The 20,919-nt window shown below is 47.4% G+C and carries 14 protein-coding genes; 3 read left to right on the top strand and 11 right to left on the bottom strand.

Annotation, left to right across the window (positions count from 1 at the left end):
• Positions 1-4: 4 nt before the first annotated feature.
• The 7 genes from MD588_RS03295 to MD588_RS03265 all read right to left on the bottom strand — a co-directional run bounded on the left by MD588_RS03295 (position 5) and on the right by MD588_RS03265 (position 11,399).
• Positions 5-1,642, bottom strand: coding sequence for a TolC family protein (locus tag MD588_RS03295; protein ID WP_265695624.1), 1,638 nt, complete (start codon positions 1,640-1,642; stop codon positions 5-7).
• Between the two features lie 24 nt (positions 1,643-1,666).
• Positions 1,667-3,982, bottom strand: coding sequence for an FUSC family protein (locus tag MD588_RS03290; RefSeq protein ID WP_407676534.1), 2,316 nt, complete (start codon positions 3,980-3,982; stop codon positions 1,667-1,669).
• A 226-nt stretch (positions 3,983-4,208) separates the two neighbouring features.
• Positions 4,209-5,522 (bottom strand): amidohydrolase, encoded by a 1,314-nt coding sequence (locus tag MD588_RS03285; protein ID WP_265695411.1) that lies wholly within the window; start codon positions 5,520-5,522, stop codon positions 4,209-4,211.
• A 45-nt stretch (positions 5,523-5,567) separates the two neighbouring features.
• Positions 5,568-6,653: a lipocalin-like domain-containing protein gene (locus MD588_RS03280; RefSeq protein ID WP_265695410.1), complete on the bottom strand. Its 1,086-nt coding sequence runs from the start codon at positions 6,651-6,653 to the stop codon at positions 5,568-5,570.
• Complete coding sequence (locus MD588_RS03275) at positions 6,653-9,112, bottom strand: ABC transporter permease (RefSeq protein ID WP_265695408.1); 2,460 nt, start codon at positions 9,110-9,112, stop codon at positions 6,653-6,655. Before MD588_RS03275 ends, MD588_RS03280 begins: the two co-directional genes overlap by 1 nt.
• Positions 9,093-9,764 (bottom strand): ABC transporter ATP-binding protein, encoded by a 672-nt coding sequence (locus tag MD588_RS03270; RefSeq protein WP_265695407.1) that lies wholly within the window; start codon positions 9,762-9,764, stop codon positions 9,093-9,095. Before MD588_RS03270 ends, MD588_RS03275 begins: the two co-directional genes overlap by 20 nt.
• A 264-nt stretch (positions 9,765-10,028) precedes the next feature.
• On the bottom strand, positions 10,029-11,399 hold the full coding sequence (locus MD588_RS03265) for an MATE family efflux transporter (RefSeq protein ID WP_265695406.1): 1,371 nt from the start codon (positions 11,397-11,399) through the stop codon (positions 10,029-10,031).
• Positions 11,400-11,538: 139 nt separating this feature from the next.
• On the opposite strand from MD588_RS03265, the gene MD588_RS03260 reads away from it, so the two are divergent.
• Positions 11,539-12,999, top strand: coding sequence for an SDR family oxidoreductase (locus MD588_RS03260; protein WP_265695405.1), 1,461 nt, complete (start codon positions 11,539-11,541; stop codon positions 12,997-12,999).
• A gap of 65 nt (positions 13,000-13,064) precedes the next feature.
• Here the strand turns inward: MD588_RS03260 and MD588_RS03255 are convergent, their stop codons facing one another.
• The 3 genes from MD588_RS03255 to rsuA form a co-directional block, all read right to left on the bottom strand.
• Positions 13,065-13,715: a DUF2913 family protein gene (locus MD588_RS03255; RefSeq protein WP_265695404.1), complete on the bottom strand. Its 651-nt coding sequence runs from the start codon at positions 13,713-13,715 to the stop codon at positions 13,065-13,067.
• A gap of 8 nt (positions 13,716-13,723) precedes the next feature.
• On the bottom strand, positions 13,724-14,914 hold the full coding sequence (locus tag MD588_RS03250) for a Bcr/CflA family multidrug efflux MFS transporter (RefSeq protein WP_265695402.1): 1,191 nt from the start codon (positions 14,912-14,914) through the stop codon (positions 13,724-13,726).
• 195 nt (positions 14,915-15,109) lie between these two features.
• Positions 15,110-15,805, bottom strand: coding sequence for a 16S rRNA pseudouridine(516) synthase RsuA (rsuA, locus tag MD588_RS03245; RefSeq protein WP_265695400.1), 696 nt, complete (start codon positions 15,803-15,805; stop codon positions 15,110-15,112).
• A 256-nt stretch (positions 15,806-16,061) separates the two neighbouring features.
• Here rsuA and MD588_RS03240 point away from each other — a divergent pair, with 256 nt between their 5' ends.
• Complete coding sequence (locus MD588_RS03240) at positions 16,062-16,556, top strand: GNAT family N-acetyltransferase (protein WP_265695399.1); 495 nt, start codon at positions 16,062-16,064, stop codon at positions 16,554-16,556.
• 189 nt (positions 16,557-16,745) lie between these two features.
• Entirely contained in the window at positions 16,746-18,488 is a 1,743-nt protein-coding gene (locus tag MD588_RS03235) for a DEAD/DEAH box helicase (RefSeq protein ID WP_265695398.1), read from the top strand.
• A 70-nt stretch (positions 18,489-18,558) separates the two neighbouring features.
• Here MD588_RS03235 and MD588_RS03230 read toward each other — a convergent pair whose 3' ends face one another.
• Complete coding sequence (locus MD588_RS03230; RefSeq protein ID WP_265695396.1) at positions 18,559-20,727, bottom strand: TonB-dependent hemoglobin/transferrin/lactoferrin family receptor; 2,169 nt, start codon at positions 20,725-20,727, stop codon at positions 18,559-18,561.
• Between the last annotated feature and the right edge of the window lie 192 nt (positions 20,728-20,919).

Genomic DNA, 20,919 nt, shown 5'->3' with positions numbered 1-20,919 from the left:
TCCATCATGGGTCTCCCCCATTGTCGACACTGTCTGTTCTTGCTTTGTCACCAAATGGAATTTGTGCCTTGTTCACTTGGTCGGTCGACAAAGGCGGAAGAACCGGTTGATCTAGCATGTCTCCCCAGTTTGTTCGGCCTCTCATTTGCTCAATATGCTGCTCTTTGACAAATGCCCTGCCGGTATATGCCTCCCAGCCACCACCAAGCGATTTATAAAGTGCAACCACCTGATTGGCGACATTACCTTTGACTAGCGCATAGCTATCTTCACTTCGGGTCATTTTCTCGATAGAGTTCAGCAAACGCTCAAACGATATTTCACCATTTTCATATTGCGTCAGAGAGATATTAAAAGCCCGCACTGAAGCATTAACTGAATTAAACGCCAATGCCTTCTGTTCTGTATTAAGCTGATAGGCCTCCAGCGCATTACTCACTTCCTGCACAGCAAGCAAGACTCGCTTGTTGTAGTTCGTCAACGTTTCCTGAAAACGTGCATCTTCAAGCCGAATATTATTTTTCACTCGCCCGTATTGAAAAATGTTCCATGAAAACGATGGCCCCAGAGACAAGGTTAGTGAATCACTGAAGCTAAAATCATTCCCCGCCGGGACCGTACTGTTGATGCCAATCGCACCAAACAGAGAAAACTTTGGAAATAATTCTGTTTCAGCAACACCAATTTGCGCGCTTTGAGCATGGGCCTGAAGCTCGGCCAACTGCAAGTCAGGGCGGCGTAACACCAGGGATGCATCAACTGCGGTACGTACTGAAGGCGGACGGGGGATCAGTGAGTACTGATCATAGCCGATTAACTTTTGCTGATTACGGCTTCTGGTATATTTGTCATCAAAGGAGTTGATCTTGGCATCAATGGCTGAAGACCCCAGCAGCCCCTCCACCTCTTCAGGCAAAATACCGAGCAGGACAGCCAATGCATTACGCGACTGCATCATTCCTATTTTAAGTCCCGGCAGTGCAGACTGAGTGGTATAGAGTTGAGTTTTGGCCTGTTGGACATCAAGTTCCGTCACATTCCCTGAATCAAACTGAACCTGGGTGATCCTGACAACCCGCTTCTGAATGTCGATATTGCGCTCAGAAAGCAACACCCTTTCCTGAAAAGTACGATAGTTAACGTAGTTTCGAGCGACCTCTGCCGTAATAATCACCATAATGTCACTGTATGAGGCTATAGAGGCATACAAGCCCGCTTCAGCAGACTCTATACCACGAGCAAACTTTCCCCATACGTCCAACTCCCAGCCAGCATCAAAACTCAGTGTGGCGTTATCGAAGGTCCTTTCATTTTGATAAACTTTTGCCAAGTTACCTGACACAGCCTGACGTTGTGGATACCGAAACGAATCAGCAATACCCAGAGCAGCACGTGCCTGTAAAATTCGCATCCCGGCGGCTTCCAAATCGAGGTTTTGTCTTGATGCCAGATCGACAAGGCGGTCAAGAACAGGATCACTAAACTGGGTCCACCATTGCGCGGTTTTCCAACCACTATCTAAATAATCCAGCTGGTTCCACTGCGCAGGCAAAGCGGCCTTTTCAACCCCTTCAAAGTCAGGACCTGATACAGAACAAGCTGTAAGCGTTCCAATCGAACAGAGAGCAATAATGGTTTTCATGACTTTCAGCACTGCCCCCTCCCACTAGAATTTACTTTCAGTTAACGATGACCAATTAATTGCATCGCTTGACTCTTTGCTCTGCATCAACGACTCAAAAACATTTTTTTTCAAGTTTAGAAAAATATAAAAGCCTGCTATGTCTGATTTTGAATACTCAGACCATTTTATATTTATAAAGAAAGTATCTAGCTGCTTTTCAAGCTCACTATAATCCTGTTTTATATTCGACAACTCATCGAGTTGATTATCGGTAATTGTCTTTTTCACATTTAATTCGGCCAACTGTCGTGCCACTACCGGTACAACATGGTCGCGATGTGCCACCCTTGCTTGAGCGACTAATCGATTTGCCCTGAGTCCAGGCTCAGCTTTGCTTAGAGTAACCAAATGATGACAAAGTAAATCACAGTGATTAGCGAACGCCATCAACTGCTCTGTAGACAGATTCTCATAGTAATCAGCATTGACCTTACTCCCCCACATTTTGAGCTTTTTTGCTGTCACTTTCATGGTTACTAGGTGCCACCTCAAACGCCATCGATTCCAAACAGTGAGTGATAAACGCTGATGACAGGAAATGACGCCAAATACATGTCTAAAAAAACGCTCTCTCATCACCAGAAATAGGTGTTCAGGCCGGGAAGAAAAAGGCAGGTAATAAGACAATACAACAACAAATACCACTATGTAAAATAGGGTTATAATGGTCATAATAATGCCAAAATGATAAATCATGTTGTTATCAATGCCTAAGGTAAACATCCCAATTAAAAAGAAGATAGTGATCGGCCCTTTAAATAAATAAAAGCCAACAAAAGTATAGATAAAAATAAAAATGGCCAACTCAGAACCAAGTGTTAGCTGCGGCAAAATAAACACATAGGCTGGTACTGAAAAAATAAACCCCAGGGTAAAAAGAATAAACAGCATGACCGGGTGCACAGGCAAAAACGAGAGGATTGAAGCAAACAAAGTCGAAAAAACAACAAAGGTATACCCGCCCGGGGGGTTAAATAAGATCCATATCAGGCCGGTGAACCAATAGACAACAAACACTTTTATGGCCGATTTGGCATTTTCGGCATCCCACCAGCTGAAACGTGGCTGTGCGCTTGGCAAGGATTCAGCAAACGCGACACGACCAGTTACTGAATCAATGCAGCTGATAGTACTGATAAGACGGTTCAACTTTTCACCCAGCTGATGATAAAGGTACCCAGTTGTAATCGTGGTACCTCGTAGTAAGTGACCACTTCGTTTCATCTGCTCAGTATCGTACAGAACGGCAATACTCTGCTCATGTGTTTTTAGATCTTTCTCCTCCCACGCCCTGGGAAGCAGCTGAAATCGTTGCCTTATATCACCTACAAGTTGGTCATAGTTTTCAATATAGTGGTGTGACTGCACCGAAAGTTGATCGTGGGCTTTTGCGGCAAAAAGCAGTAACTCGGTAATTTGCTTATAGTAATACAGCGCATAATCCCATTCTTTTTTATATGCTGAAATTTCACTGCATTCTTTGCTGATGCTGCTGTACCGAGATTCAAGAGCATCCTGGGCTGCATAGAGAGCCGAGATTAATTCTGAAACTGTAGGCTGAGGCGGGCAATCAGGCTCTACCGCTTCACCCTCAGTTCCAGTCTCTTCAGTCGCTTCACGCTCTTTGTCTGTTACGATAGCCTTATCACTGATTAACTCGAATAATTGGTACTGTATCTTGCCAAGTTCGTCAGCTAGCTGATGCAGATTTTGTTCGATACGGGGAGGAAAGATAAACACGCCGACCAGGGTGTAAATCACAACCCCAAAAACTGTCAGGTGTGTTCGGTCTAAACCATATATAAAAGCCCCTTCTGCCTCACCGCCATTAAACATCATCAAGATCATGACACCAGTCAGCATGAACAGTGTCGGATCCTCTAGGTAAGCATTGCGGATATAAAAAATGACAGTGACAACAATCGACACCGAAAGCATGTAAAGCAACCGATCCTGGGCAAAAAAGCCGACCAATATCAAACCAATGATCGCGCCGACAATAGTCCCCAGCACCCTAAGCGTACCTTTCGCTATCGACTCTCGACGGCTGCCCGTTGAGGCAATTAGCATAACAGTCGTTGCAGCCGTAGATGCTTGCGGCCAGCCCAGCGCCATGGGGATTAAGAATGCCAGCGTCAGACTAATCGCCACTCTGGTAGCAAATTTAAACTTTTCACTAAGACAAAATGGGATCAGCCAGTTATTGACGCTAAAAGACGCAATATTGATAGAAGTGGGATCTATTGATAAAAATCCACGTGCTGATGGCACATCTTTATCTGCGCTTTTTTCGGCCATCGGCAACCCCGCACATACTAATTAAAGTCTTTTTAGACTAGATGAATTTAGGCGCGCGGAAGCAAAGAAAGTGTCTTAGATGTAACACGGTTTTGTTCGTGGTTAGGAAAGATTTACTCTGAAGCATGGCTAGCAGGACAATGGCACCCGGCGGTGCCATCCCCCAAATAGCCAACTTAATATCGGCCGAACCGCGTCAAGACGAACGCTGACTATAATCTACTGATTATGCGATATCGTCTGGATCTACTGTCGTTTGTACCTGTCGAATTGCATTGATAAACAGCTTAACCGCAGGCAGCATCCGGCTTTCATCAATATCAAAATCACCGTTGTGGTGACCAGCAGTCAGGTCAGATCCCACCAGGCAGTAAATCGCTTTGCCGCCGCGCGACTGTACGCGGTCAACCAGATAGCCTGCATCCTCACTGGCACCAAAATCTTTTGCTTGGATAATCTCAGTAAAGCCGCTCTGAGGGCCTACCTTGGCGATTAATTCAACCAGTTCGGTGTCGTTTTGCAGCCCAATGGCTTCGCCTTGCGCTTTGATATCAACCTGAACGCCGTGCATCATAGCAGAGGCCTGTGCAATCTGCTCAACCTGCTGATACATATAGTTATTCAACTCGCGGTTCTCACCTCGGGTCTCTCCCATCAGCACAGCATTGGCAGGGATCACATTACGTCCATCTCCGGCATGCAACTGGCCTACATTAACACGGGTCATACCATCTCGATGACGCGGAATGGCTAACATTTGCGAGACTGCGGTACAGGCCGCCGCGAGGGCATTTCGACCGGCATTCGGTTCAATACCGGCATGAGCAGGTTTGCCCGAAAAATGAAGATCGAACTTAGAGCTACATAAAAAATGCTGTGGGTCACACACCAAGGTGCCGCTAGGTACGTTCATTCCAATATGGGCAGCAAAGAAGTAGTCAACGTCATCCAGCCAACCGCTTTCGGCAATTGCCTTACCAGCACGGCAGCCTTCCTCTGCAGGCTGAAAAAGTAACTTTATTTTGCCGCATAAGGTGTCTTTATTTTCTGCCAGCACCTCTGCGATACCCAGTCCGATAGCAGCATGGGCATCATGTCCACATGCATGGGCAACCCCCGGCGCTAAAGAGGCAAAGCCTAAAAAACGAGGGCGATGCGAATCATCTTGGCTTTCCATCACATCGACAGCGTCGATATCAAACCGAATGGCCATGACCGGGCCAGGACGTCCGGTATCTAGGATCGCCCCGACACCGGTAACCCCATCCATTTGGGCGAGGAACTCAAGCTGAGCTCCCCATGTAATAGCACGCTCTTGAGCTTTGACAATGTTAGCGTCATCCCGCCCCATAATGGTGTCACGCGCTATGATCGCATCAGAAAAACAAAGCTCGTATCCCAGCAATTGTAAATGACCCGCAATTCGGCTGGTTGTAAAAAACTCACACCATGCCGATTCAGGATAACGATGAAACTCACGACGATAGTTCATTAATCGCTGGGAGAGCGCTTGTTCATCAACTGTAAAATTATTTACCACTTTTTCGTCCTATTTATCTTATGGCGCACCGGTATGCGTTTGCACTTAATAACCGGTTAGCTCCATAAATCCTTGTCCAGAGTGACTGCCGCTGACTTTTATCGGTCCTTCCCAGTAGGAGAACACAAATGGCAACCACTGCTCCTTGCGGACAACATCCACTTTTAGTTCGATCTGATGTGCAGGCACATCTACACGCCAATCCAACGGATAATTCTTCCCTTTATGGGTCGTAAAAGACATTGGCGTCAGCCTAATATCACCAGGCTGTAAGATAATAGTCTTTCCATCCGGCCAGCTTAGAGAACCAAAATAATACGGTTTGGCATCTTTTTCCCTGATCTGATATACCATCAGGGCACTTCCGTCATCTAGATGAATAGAAAACCAATCCCAACCCAGTTGTTTTTCTGATAACCCGACACTGCTCCACTCGCGGTCATACCAGCCATTGCCCTTCACCTGGTAGGATTTTCCATCCAGTTGTAATGACCCGCTGATATCTAGAAACGGTGCGCTGAAATAGTAGGAAGCGATATCTTCGGTCGCATGTTTTTTGCTATAACCATTATCACCTTGGTAAATCAGCGCCCCCTGGTTACTGACCGTCAAATCACCAGCCATCGCCCCGTCAGCAAATTCTAGCTGCCCAGGAAAAGGCGTGTCACCGTAGGAACGCCATGACCAGTTATCTAACCAAGCCCGATAAGGCTTAGACACCACACCGGCCTGTCCAATTCCGCCACGGGCAAAGCGTTCCGCATGCCATGTTTTATTTTTGCTGGTAACAACCGTATGGGCCATATACATCTGCGGACTTTTCCAACCGTCACCTTTTTCCGTGCTGGTTGCAAAGCGAAACAGCGTCCACTGGACACCAAAGGTCTCCCCTGTGTCAGACTCAAGGTTAGCCGTCAGGTACCACCATTCCGCTCGGAAACCTGGATGAGCTAGGTGATCTTGCGGAAAGGACAGTGGCTTACCTGGCACCACAGGCTCGAAAGTACCAGTTAGATCCTGACGAAGAATATCAGACGCGTTTGACTGCTGTTCAACCGGTTCGCAGCCCACTAATGCGAGCGCACACAATAGTAATGCCACAATTTGACGCCGGGCTATATTAACTGTCATTAGAAAGCCTCCCTTAGCGACAAAATGGCAGAGCGTTTGACCAAACGCCAAACGGGCCAAGCTCCCGCCAGCAATAAAACCACCAAGGCTGAACCTAACGACGTCAAGTATTCAAACGGGAAGTACTGGACGGGCATCGTCCAACCAAAAGAGTACTTCAGCACAACATCGATCAGCAGCTGCGCGAGCACAAGCCCTAACGGCAAAGCAATGACGGCCGTAAGCAAGCCAATAAGCAATAACTGTCCGCCTCCCAAAGCCGCCAGCTCTCGTCCGGTCATCCCCATACATCGCAACAACGCAAACTGGCGTTGACGTGAGACTTCACCGGCAACCGTGGCAAAGAACAAGCCGCACACTGCAATAAATAGAGTAAGCTTACCCAGCGTCGCCGTCACGATAAACGTACGGTCAAACACCCGCATCGCCTGCTCCAACAGCTCGGTATTATTACGAACCCGTTCTGGCGATAACCGGAATCGCTCACCCATTTTTTTCATGACAGCCATTGAATCGGCTTCTGATTTCAGGTGTATAGCCAAACCAACCTGACCTTTATATGGCCACAAGCTTCGCCAACGCTTGTCAGAGAGGATGATCTGGCCATGGGGGTTTCCATAATCATAATAGACACCCGCAATTAACCAGCTTTTATTAATCGGGGCTGGAAGGTCAATCTTATCGCCAGGAGCCCAATTTTGCTTCAGTGCCATAGACTCGCTGACCAATACCGCTCGCTGATGATGCAAACGCTGCCAGTACTCAGGAATTGCCACCTTTATGGATAGCGCCTGCTTCTCCTCCAGGGTACCACCAACACTAACAACCTGGAGGATACCCGCGTCAGACGGCAGTTCTTTACGCCACTGCCACCATACCTGCTTCACTTCCTCCTGGTTATCTAGCCAACTAGCAATTCGGGGGGCAACGTTAAGCGACGGACGAACATAAATATCAGCAGCAAGGCGTTGATCCAGCCAGGTTTCCGTGGTGTTACGGAAACTACCGACCATTGTTTCCATCCCAATATTGGAAGCTAACGCCAGCATAAACGCCATTGCAGCAACGCCACGATAACTTAGGCTTGCCGCGGCATCAGAAAAGAACCACCGCAACCGGGCGGAACGCACAAACAGTCCCAATCCCCGGAAGAGCTGCCATAACAAAAACGGCATGACCAACGCAGAAGCAATCAGGATTAAGGCGATTAAAACAAAGCCTGCCAGTTGCCCATGAGGCAACTGATATACAGCGAGTGCTGCACCAATGAACATACAAGAAAAGAGCGCCTGCCACGCAAATTCCCGACCGCTGAACCGAACCAGAGACATATGCGTCGACAAACGGGCGGGCTGTGTTTTAATCAAGCGAACCAACGGCCAGCCACAGGCCAGCAAGCTGCCGAAGATAGCAATGGCTAAACTGGCGACGCCCCATTCCCAATGCCAACTTACCGATAGGCTAATATTGGCACCATACAAATCACTCAGAGACTCTGCGACAGAAGGCAATAACTGCTGGGCCAGTAACAATCCAAGCAAGTTACCCCCTATCAGCCCAAGTAGGATCCAGGCGACTAGTTCTAATAACAGAGCCTGAGTCAGTTGTAGTCCGGAAACCCCCGCCTGACGCAGAAGGCCGACTAACGGCTGCCGCTGTGAAAATGACAGGGACATTGCCTGATAAAAGATAAACAGGCCAACAACAAAGGCGAGCATCCCCATCGCAAAGAGATTTAAATGGAAGGCTTCGGTTAACGGCTCCAATGTTGCACTCTGATGCCGCTCCAGTTTCAGTGCCGGAGGCAGTTGGTCGGCAAGATCGGCAAGCTGTTCTGCACTCATCGCGCCACATAGAATTGCCGTAAGGCCAGAACCCGGATGCAGCTCACGCACTAGCGACATATCAGCGATCATTCTCGGACCACGAATCCGCTCTTCCTCAACCACTTTTAATGGGCCAATCTGTTTTCCGCTGTCTAACGTAATAAACTGGCCGTTACTCAGCCCCATATAGCTTGCTAGTTGCTCCCCAACCATAATGGGATATGGTGGGCGCATAAGAGACAGGATCTGAGCCTGGTTTTCACTAGTCACCTGGTGTTTAAAATTCGAGAACATTGCAATCGGGTCGACACCAACAATATCAAAATCACGGTTTTGATCGGTGACAACCCGATGCTGATCCATTGGCACACACTGGCTGAAACCTGCTCGGCGCAGCTGGATATAAAAGCCCTGCGGGACTTTAATTGCAGGCTGTTGATGGCGGATTCGGAGAGGAAATGGATTCGAAAAAAGATGCTCTCCCTGGCGATAGCTTTCTCTTGCCTGCTGGTTGACCCCCATGACACCAACCAACAGAGCGATCCCGAGTGTCAGGCCTAACCAGACCAACACAATTTGGAATGGGTGGCGCTTGTAATGCCCCCAAAGCGCTTTAGCTACGGGGCTTGACATGTAACTGGCCCCCCTGGAGTCGAATGCAGCCGCTCATATTCTCGGCCACTTTTTTACTGTGAGTCACAAGCAACAATGTACAATCAAGCTGACGGGTAAGGTTGACCAGTAAGCGAATGACAGCCCCAGCATTCCGCTCGTCCAGACTTCCTGTCGGTTCATCCGCCAGCAAGATAGCCGGTTCCATATACAAGGCACGAGCAATGGCTGCACGCTGTTGCTGCCCCCCTGACATTTCTTCCGGATAACGCCCTAGCAGAGGCATCAAGTCTAGAGCAGAAATAATCTGGCGCCATAATTCAGGTTTTTCTTCCAATCCTTTTAGCTGACGACAAAAGCGAATGTTATCTGCCGTTGTCAAGGTTGGTAGTAAATTGAACTGCTGAAAAACGAGACCAATATTGTTACGACGAAAGGCTGTACGTTCACGTTCTGAAATAGCATGAATTGCAGTTTTTCCCAACCAAATCTCACCAGAGTCAACGGTATCGAGACCTGCAATCAAGTTAAGCAACGTACTTTTTCCCGAACCACTTTCGCCCATGAGGGCAAGCTGCTCGCCTTGCTTTAGTTCCAGCTCTGCACCTTGCAAGACGGGATGATACTCTCCCCCATCCTGATAGCCTTTGCAAAGCTCCACTAGTCGTAACATCCTAATCCCCAAATCTTTGTAGGTGTTTTTTCCGAAAGTGAATTTACAGCAAAGCCCGAATTCGAGAAAGTACTTTAAAAGTCTCATTTGGAAATAAAATGCAATAAGTTACAAACCACCCACAATTTAAACAAAGCGCCTACATCAAAATCACAATAATCATGTAAATCAATATACTTAGCAGCACACTAAATCAATTCACCTAGCCTATTGATACGACAATTTAGACAGAAAACATTCAATAATGGCGCATAATTCTGAATATTATTCCGAAACTAAGTTATTCATCCATGCTCGGGTTTTAAGGCGAACGGTCGAAGCCACACATTTGACTAGGTCTTCAAGCATTAGCATGGCATAGATCCACTCTAAGGGTAATTTTAAAACAAAGGCACAAAAAGCTGTAATCGGAATACCGATGAGCCATTGAGCTGTGAGATCCTGATAGAAACAAAAGCGAATATCACCGCCAGCCCTTAACACGCCGACAATCATGGTCATCGGAATACTTTTCACGATAGTCGCCAGTGCAAACAGGACAAAGAACCGCTCTGTCAGCTCTCTGGTATCGCCTGAAAGCGCTGAAAATAAATCCAGCACATTATCTTTCATGATTAGCATGGTCGTGGCCACCAGCAGGCCACACATTAAATTAAACAAGGACACCGCCCATGCCTGATAATAAGCCTCTTCCATCTTGTTTGCACCGAGCTGGTTACCAATCATCACCGCCGAAGCATTAGAGACTCCAATCAATAAGGCCAGAGAAAATGACTCAATCGGCGTCATTACTGACAATGCCGCCAATCCTTGAACACCAGCCTGGCCAATAATGGCATGATAAACAAAAATACCTGCCGACCAAGCAAGATGATTCATCGTGGTGGGTAACGACAAAGAAAGAAACTGTTTTATTTTTTGTCGGTCCAGCGCCGCTAACAGCACATCCCCCCCAAAAGCCAGTAAGTGATTACGGAGATGCAAGTAACCAAAAAGTAGGCCCACTTCGACTAAGCCACTCACCACCGTAGCCCACGCCGCCCCCGCAATCCCCATAGCCGGCATGCCAAAATTACCGAAAATCAGTACCCAGTTGAGAAACATATTCAACCCGATACCAATCGCACTAAAGAACGTACTAATACTAGGTTGGTGCATGGCACGCAGCCCGACTGCCATACTGCTTCCCCAAGCCACTGCAAACAAGCTCATCGAAGTGATCTTAAGGTAATGTGCGCCTAGCTCTATTACAGCCGAAGAATGGGTGGCCAAGCCGATCACTTTTTCGGGGATGAAGAAAAAAATACCAGCCGCAACAAGGGCTGTAATCGTGGTCATGAACACAGTTAGTGCCGTAGCTTGCTTCACTCCCTGCTGATTGCCTGCCCCCCAATACTGTGCCGTTAACAATGCCCCGCCAGTAGTAACGCCAAAGAGCATTATCGTGACGACAAACAGCGCTCTCCCTGCAATACCAATAGCAGCAACATCAAGCTCTCCTAACTGCCCTAACATCAGAATATCAACCAGACTTCGGCTGGAGAACAGCATCGTCTGCAAAGCAATGGGAAGAGCAATCAGAAGCAGACGACGAAGGAAGTCACTTTTTAGGTGCAACAAAACAGGATGAGACATGCGAGTCCTTAGAACCAACGACTATGATAAGCAGACAGCTCGATATTTATCCGCTACATTTTTATAAACGACATTTTTCAGAGCAGAAATTATACCCGCCAATAAAACATTTAGCATTACAGCAAGGAGCATGTAATCAATGATAAAGAAAATTCTGGTTGTCGGAGCCTCCGGCTATGTTGGAAGCCACTTAGTTCCGGAGCTGGCTAACAGCGGGTACCAGGTAAAAGCCACGGGGCGCAGCCTCAGTTTATTACGCAAGCGGGGCTGGGAAGCTGTTTCAAATATTGAGCTGGTCGAGCTTGATCTGAACAACGACTCAAATCTAGATTCATTATTGGAAGATGTCGATGCGGTTTTCTTTCTGGTTCATGGCATGAATCATGGCCATGACTTCATTGATATAGAGCTGGGAGCAGCCAGGAATTTTAGTCAAGCTCTCAAAGGTAGCTCAGTCCAGCGGGTCATCTACCTGGGCGCATTACAAGCCGAGCATGGCAACTCAAAACACCTTTCAGCCAGAAAGGCGACCGGTGAAATACTCCGCCAGAGCGGTATCCCCATCACCGAGCTTAGGGCCGGGATTATTGTGGGGCCGGGGTCAGCCGCCTTTGAGGTAATGCGAGATTTTGTCTACCACTTGCCCATCATTATTACCCCCAAATGGGTTAAGTCCCGCACCTCCCCTATTGCCCTTCGTAACCTGCTCCACTACTTACTGGAATTACTTCACTTCACGCCTAGCCGCCATCAAATTATGGATGTTGCCGGTCCGGAAATGCTTAGCTATGAAACGCAAATGCGCAAACTGGGAATGTATGTCGGTAAAACAGTGCGCATTTTATCGACCCCTCTTATTACACCATCGATCGCCGCATACTGGTTGAAATTTATCACTTCTGTTCCCACTAACATTGCCCAAGCTTTAGTGGGTGGATTACGCTTTGACCTGCCCGCCGACGGCAGTGCAATCCAGTCCCTGATCCCGCAATACCTGCTTAGCTATGACGAAGCAGTGGAAGAATGCCTTGGCCATGAAAGCGAAGTAGTACGCAATGAAATCTGGGGCTTTGATCCCGATGCCCTCGCCCGCTGGCAAGTTGGTTATGGCTATTACCCTAAACAGGCCGGTTATACACTCAAAACAGATGCAACGAGCGAACAACTTTGGCGTCAAGTACAGCTTATCGGGGGCAAAGAAGGCTACTTCTACGCCAACTTTTTATGGCGGCTCCGGGAGTGGATGGATCATTGTATCGGTGGCGAGGCATTGACCCGCTACCGCCGCGATCCTGATGAGCTTCAACTCGGTGACAGAGTCGATTCGTGGAAAGTGATCAATATTAAACCCAATCGCTTTCTCTCGCTGTTGTTTGGTATGAAAGCGCCAGGCTTGGGTCGATTGGAATTCTCGATTGAAGACAAAGGAGAGTACCGTGAAGTGGATATTCGCGCATGGTGGCACCCTGCAGGGTTCTCGGGGCTGTTGTACTGGTTCGCCATGATGCCGGCGCATCTTTTTATTTTCAGAGGAATGGCGCATGCACTGGTTAAACGCTGCAAAGCCAAGGCGCAGGAAGGAAAATCCGTTACGTTATAACGGACAGTAAAAAACAGACAGAAGAACAAGTCGCTAGCGACTTGTTCTCCTTAACACAGCTATCATTATGCGATAGTCGGCAACTCTGGGATATGTGAACCAGCGTTATGCGGGTAGACAATATATTCACCGTGATACTTCACTTTCGATTTGTAATCGGTGACTTTGTACAACAGTAGCCCCTGCTGGTAAGCGGTATCAATCAAGCGCTTTACATCACCGCGAACATACAGTGAAATCGGCTTAACCAGTTCCCCCTGCTCAGAAATAGCGTCTTGATATTGCTTCGAGCACACCACCAATGAAGCCTGACCATCAGTATGGTGCGTCACTTTGCGACTCACTTCATAGCCAGTGGTCACAAGCCAGTCAGCCTGCTCCAGTTTCTGGTAAAAAGACTGTATCTGCGCTTGGGTAATTGGCTTGGCCACATTTTCATCACGAGGAATGCCTGAAAATGTTTGATGAATGTGCTCAAATTGCTGCTTAAGCTGGGCATTCTTCCCCATGCTCCGAGCTTGTTGCTGCCATGCTGCCAACGTTTTTGCCATGCAGTGTTCATAACGCTGCTGCTTAATCGCTTTCGTTACCCAAGCACTCAAAAAATGGGTTTCGCTCACCGGGTTTTGCGGTGTTTTGCCTGATTGCTGAGACTCTGCCAGCTCCTGCAGTCCTTCCGAGACCAGTTTATAGATTTCTTGATAAAAATAAGCCATGTGGTTCCTTAAGCCTCTCGGGACATAAACCAATAGAATCCAGCAGATAATAATGCACATGTCGCCATGGTTAGCGCCATAGGCCAAACCGTTGCGTCAGGCATCATTGCTACCATACCACCTACGACGGTTCCCGTTCCGAATCGCATCGTGCCAGCCAATGATGAGGCGGTTCCCGCCATATGCGGATATTTGCTCAACAGGCAAGCCATCGTATTACTGCCAATGATCGAAATGGTACCAACAAAGAGCATGACAGGGATAACCACTCCCCACAACCCAAGCTGGAATAACTGCCCACAAACCAAGCCAATACCGGCGATTAGTTGAACAATCAGACCGAATCGCAGCATCCAGTGGGAGCCCATCTTCTTCACGAGCCTACCGTTAATACTCGTCATCAGGATCAAGCAGACAACATTAAGCCCGAACAACAGGCCAAAATGCTCGGTACTGACATGGTAAAGATCGATATACACAAACGAGCCTACTGTCAAAAAAGTAAACATACCGGCAAAGGAAAAGCCACTACAGAAAATAAAACCAACAGCAGTTGGCGTGGTCAGCATTCTGGCGTAGTTTCTTAACGTGGAGCCAAGGTGGAACGGCAACCGTTTTTCCTGCGGCAAAGTCTCTGGAATTTTCCACAAGACCGCCATAATCACGATCACAGCAAACAGCGCCAGCACCCAAAAAATTGAACGCCAACCGAACCAGATAGATAAGTAACCGCCAATCATAGGCGCAGCAAGAGGCGCTATGGTCATCACCAAGGTAATAAACGACATAGTACGCGCGAATTCTTCGCGCTCGAACATATCCCTGACCAGTGCCTGAATAATTACAGCAGCGGAAGCACCGGCAAAGCCTTGTGCAGCTCGAATCCAGGTCAGCTCTACAATTCCCTTGCTAACAGCACTGAAACAGGCAGCCACGGCAAATAACACCACACCGATAATGAGTATTGGCCTGCGGCCATAGCTATCTGCCAGGGGCCCATGCAAAAGCTGCCCAATAGCAAAACCGGCGGTATAAGCAGTCAATGTTGTTTGAACAGCACTTGGAGAAACAGCTAAATCTCTTGCAATACTTGGCATAGCAGGCAAATACATGTCTATCGCCAAAGGAGTAAGCGCAGCAATCGCGCCCAATATAAGAATTAATAGCAAGCTCAGTTTCTGGCTGTCTTGTGTTGTCATAAATACTCTATCAATGGAGGTTCTAGCAGAAAGCCGACTATTGTACGACGAATTTATTGCCGTTACTCTTTCCTGGTGGGAAATTATTAGTTTCTATTTTTTTATCATTCAGCCAGCCTATTGCTAATGACATAACCATAATACCAAAACAAAAAAAGGGCGGTTTACCCGCCCTTCTCTACTGCTAACGCTTTATTACTTCAAAAAAGAGGCAATCTCTTCTTCTGTCAGCGGACGATACTCGCCCGGCTCCAGTTCTTCATCGAGTTCCACACTACCAATTTGCTCGCGATGTAGTCCTACAACTTTGTTGCCGACAGCCGCAAACATACGCTTCACTTGATGATATTTACCTTCAGAGATTGTGATCACAGCTTCACGTTCACCAAGAATTTCAAGCTTGGCAGGGCGAGTCAGATCTTTTTCACCACGAAGCTGTACCCCTTCGGCAAAAGTCTGAATGGTTTCTTCTGGCAGAGGATCTGCCAATTCAACATAATAAACCTTTTCGCAGACATGGCGGGGGGAAGTAATACGGTGTGACCACTGACCGTCATCAGTTAGCAGCACCAGACCTGTGGTATCACCATCTAAACGCCCCGCAACATGCAACTTCTCAGGGCTGACCTCGTCGAGCAAAACGAACACAGTCGGGTTGTAGTCATCAACATGAGAGCAGACAAAACCTTCAGGCTTATTCAGCATAAAGTACCTTGGCCCATTAAAGCGCAGAGAGCGTCCATTAAATTCGACATCGCAGTCGTCCGTCACTTTCAATGAACCGTTCTTCACGATTTCGCCGTTCACTTCAATTTGTTTGTCTTTTAATAGCTTACCGGCTTCTTTACGGGTAATACCCAAAGTGGTACCTAAGAATTTATCAAGCCTCATTACTGGCTCCGCATGGTGCAAAAACGCGTATCATACCAATTTTATTGGCGAGTACCTAGGTCACTTGGGTATACAATTACTGTGACAAACATTTCAGCTTTTTACTCGAACTCAAACTAAGCTCAAAAAGTCGAACATTTCTGGATTTTTGTGGTCTTTAATTATGAACATGTTACACATTGGTTACGTATAAAAATGTATACTCAAGCAATTTCAAATTGGATTTGATGAAAAGCCGAACAACAAAGGTCGAACTATGAACATCTCACTTGTTGCGCCAAGTCTGTCATCAACTGACATGCTACTTAAACTCGTTGAGGAGCTATTTGAATACGAAGTTCTCCCTCAAAAAATGGAACAGACGACTCACGCCGTCCATCAACTGCTGAGCAACCCCGATCTAGGCCAGGCTTGGTTTATAGAAGTCGAGCAAGAAGGCGAAAAAATAATCGCCGGCCATATCGTTATCAGTTATAGCTTCAGCCTTGAATATGGCGGTCGTATCGGTCTAATCGACCAATTCTACCTCAAGCCTGAATGGCGACAGCAAGGAATTGGCACCGAGCTTATCCCTCAAATAGAGCACCATGTTACTAAAGCTGGAGTTAAGGCCTTATCACTTGAGGTCAATATCGGAAATGCCGGTGCCAGAAGTTTCTATGAAAAGCACGGTTTCGTCCCTCGCCGTCAGTTTTGCATGATGACGAAAGTCATCGAGCAAGAAGAAGTGCCGCTTCACATTGCATCCTAATTGTTACCCCGTAACAATTGGAGTACCGTCGATTATATAAATGATATAGACACATAGTAGGCTCACTCATAGGTGGGCCGCTAACCTTGCTCAACTGTCTTTCCGCTATCGCCAATAACCTCCGCTTTCGGTTACACTCTCAATCTGATTTCAATCCTGCCATCATTGATGTCCAATAGTTAGTATTCTATGTATACCCTTCGTCCCTACCAGCAAGACAGTGTCAAAGCGACCATTCATTACTTTCGCAAGCACAGTACACCCGCCGTTCTTACTCTGCCAACTGGTGCTGGGAAAAGTTTGGTTGTTGCGGAGTTAGCGCGTATCGCCCGAGGCCGGGTACTGGTGCTTACGCATGTAAAAGAGTTAGTCGAGCAAAATCACAGCAAATACGAAAGCTATGGCCTTAAAGCCTCGATTTTTTCTGCAGGGCTGGGACGAAAAGAAACTGACCGGCAGGTTGTTTTCGCCTCAGTACAATCGATGGTTAACAGCCTTGACCAGTTTGCCAATGAATTCTCGTTACTGGTTATTGATGAATGCCACCGGGTGCCTGATGATGAAAACAGCGCTTATCGCCGGGTCATCAGTCACCTGCAGACAATCAACCCGGGTATCAAGATCCTGGGCCTGACCGCTACCCCTTATCGACTTGGGATGGGATGGATCTACAAATATCATACCCGCGGTCAGGTACGTACCGAGCAAGACCGATTCTTTCGTGACTGTATATTTGAATTACCGATACGCTATCTGCTGGATGAAAACTTTCTGACTGAACCGAAAATCATGGACATGGCAGTCATAGGCTATGATTTTTCCACCCTGACACCTTCGGCCAGCGGCAATTACCGCGAGGCTGACTTGGATAGTGTGCTTGAAAAATCATCCCGGGCAACACCAATGATCATCGAGCAGGTTGTCGACTACGCCAAAGATCGCCGCGGGGTAATGATTTTCGCTTCAACCGTAAACCATGCCCAGGAAATCATGGGATATCTGGCTAACGAGAACGCCGCCATGGTGGTTGGTGATACCCCTCTTGACGAGCGGGATCGTATTATCGAGGCTTTCAAACGGCAGGAAATTAAATATCTGGTCAATGTCTCGGTACTCACCACCGGATTCGACGCCCCTCATGTTGATCTCATCGCGATTCTACGGCCAACAGAATCTATCAGCCTTTACCAGCAAATCGTTGGCCGCGGCTTACGCCTGTTCGAGGGCAAGAAAGATTGTTTGATCCTGGAGTATGCTGGTAACTGTTACGATCTCTACCAACCAGAAGTCGGCGAACCCAAGCCCGACAGCGATAGCGAAGTGATCATGGTACCCTGCCCCGCCTGCGGCTTTAAGAACAGCTTTTGGGGCAAGCTCGATCCAGCGGGCTTTCTGATAGAACACTACGGACGGCGCTGCCAGGGCTATTTTGAGGACGATGACGGTGAACGTGAAGAGTGCGGCTATCGATTCCGTGCCAAATATTGTGAGGAATGCGGCGCAGACAACGACATCGCCGCCCGGCGCTGCCATTTATGTGATGCCGTGATGGTTGACCCCGACAAAAAGCTTCGCGATGCACTCAAGCTAAAAGATGCCATGATCATGAAGTGTACTGATCTGCGTCTAGAGCCGGGAAAAAACAAATTCGGTAAACCGCAACTCAAAGTCATTTATTCCAGTGACGAAGATGCCGAGATCAGCGAAGTATGGCCACTTGCGACTAAAACGCAAAAGGATAATTTTCTGAAGAAGTTTATCAACCCGCATTTGGTAGATCGCCATCGGCCGTTTACAGATACTGCGCCGACCAAAGTGGCTAACAATGAACATCGGCTTCGGCCACCAGAGATCATCATTGCTCGAAAGAGCGGTCGATTCTGGGCTATTCGCGACAAGCTGTTTGATATCGACCAGTACCAAAAAAACTAATCACCCTAATAAAACACATAGCAAAAAGCCGCATCAGAGATGCGGCTTTGTTATAGCTATAACAGCCCGATTAGAAATTATAGTCCAATGTCACGCCCCAGTTACGACCTGGTTGCGTCAGGCTATCAACACCACGTGTTGAAGCCGTTGCCCCCTCAAGATCCTGATACTGCCAGTATTTCTCGTCAAAGGCATTAAACAGGCCGGCACGAAGTGTTAGCTCATTCACCGGACGGTAATACGCCGTCAAATCAACTACGGTGTAGCTTGGTGCTTCCAGATTAGGCTCTTTCCCTGTCTCTGGCTCCTCCCAATCTGAACCCGATTTAGCCGCAACCAATGTGACGTTCATGGCACTGCCCCACATCTCGCTTGGTGCATCGTAGCCTAAGCCCATCACGGTGGTAAACGGGGCAATGGTATCCAGCGACTCTCCGGTATTCTTATCTTCACCTTCAAGATAAGCCAACGATAGACGGGCATACGACCCCATTGGTGCGCCAAAGGCTTCGTCTAGCCAGATACTACTTTTGAATTCCGCGCCATAAACTTTTGCGGCATCGATATTTTCATTGGTGGTGACATCTAGGCCACCCTCTTTTTGGGTATCACTCTTAATGAAGTTTTTGTAATCATTGTAAAACGCTGCCAGCTCGAGAGCACCAATCGTATTACTAGCACGTAAACCGATCTCATAAGACTGGCTCTCTTCCGGCTTCAGATCAGGGTTAGATACAATCTTATAACCATGAGCCGCATTATCTTTGTCATAGTAAAGCTCATGGATTGTCGGCGCTCGGAAGCCTTCGCTGTACTGGGCATAAGTACTGAAGTAATTGTTCCAGTGGTAAACTGCGCCTAAGCGTGAAGTCAGAGCGTCACTGTTATGCTCTTCCAGGCCTGAAGCACTATCCGGCGTCGCCTTAAAGTCGTCGTATCGAAGTCCCGCCGTTACAACCAACATATCATTCATAAAGAACATCTGATCCTGAGCAAAGATCGCTCGCTTCTCAGAGTCCGACTTTGGTACTTCGGCAGGACCCGGCTTCGATGTACCACTATCTAAGAAGTAGTCCATATATTCGAGTTCAAAAGAGTTGTCAGAAGCTGAAACACCATATGTTAGCTCATGACGGGTACTGGCAAGCTGGAGCTCTTTTTGTAGCTGGGCATCAAACTGCAGGCTTTCATCGGTTCCTGAACGTGCTCGGTTACGATTGCCATAATTATCGGTATGATCATAGCTATCGTGTTCGCTTTCGCTGCGGCTCCAGTTAAGTTTCCACTCTAACGAGTCAAAAGCAACATTGCTTGCCAGCCACTCATGCTCAAAGCCGACTCTTACGCGCTCATCTTTGTCGTCAGCGCTAACATTGGTATAGACGAAACCAGGCATGAAACCGCCGCCGCCGTCATAACCTTCACGGGATAGAATACGGCCGTCTCCGCTTCGAGTGTAATACTCACCAGTAAGCCCAACATGGTGATCATTGTTAATTTGATAGAAGAGCTTACCCAGTACATTATGCGAAGCGATGTTAAACGGGTTGGCAGTACCACGATCTGGGCCCACGATATCAGCGCCGTCACCATGCGCCTCAGTTTCATGGCCGTCACGATAGGTATATATCAATAGTGACTCTACATCACCGGTACGGTTAGCAACTTCAATCGTAGCTTTGTACTCATCGTTGGCACTTGCATAACCTGTTTTCAGACCAACATGCGTATCGTCGCCAGCTCCGAGTAAATCCTCTGGATTCTTGGTACGCATAAGTACCGTACCACCCAGTGCATCACTACCATACAAGCTCGATGATGGGCCTTTGTTCACTTCAATTGCTGTTAGCGTATCAACTTCGAAGGTGTTCGAGTTCTTACGCATCACATCAGCACCAGGGTTATAAGACGATGGCTGCTCTACTCCATCCACCATCACTTTGACACGATTACCGCTCATACCGCGGATCGTGAAATCTTCCATACCAAAACGACCGCGGCCATTTACAGTCACACCAGGCTCATACTTCAATGCTTGTTTGATATCTGTCGCTAGATTTTGCTCAATATCTTCTGATGACATTTTAGAAACACTGGAAGGAACATTCTTGATACTTTGTTCGGAGCGAGTGCCCGATACAACCACTTCATCAAAAATTGAAACGTCATCTTGAGCATGTAGTGAAGGTGACAGCGCTAGTACTACCGAACTAGCAATAAAAGTGAGCTTGTAATTCATATTTCCTGCTTAAAATTAGAGTTATCAATTCGTCAACGGAAAGCAGTATTACAAACCTTAATGATAATTACTATCATTATCAGTGTGATCTGGATCGTTTTTTTGCCTTTTTTAAAATACGACTAACGGTAAAATTTTGCTTCTATAGCCAATACTTGGCTCATTTCTAAGTAATAAGCGAAATAAAGAAAG

This window comes from Photobacterium obscurum, assembly GCF_026191635.1.
In the GTDB taxonomy this organism is placed as follows: Bacteria; Pseudomonadota; Gammaproteobacteria; order Enterobacterales; family Vibrionaceae; genus Photobacterium; species Photobacterium obscurum.
The sequence above is the reverse complement of the archived record's forward strand: the minus strand, read 5'-3'. Positions and strand labels throughout refer to the sequence as shown.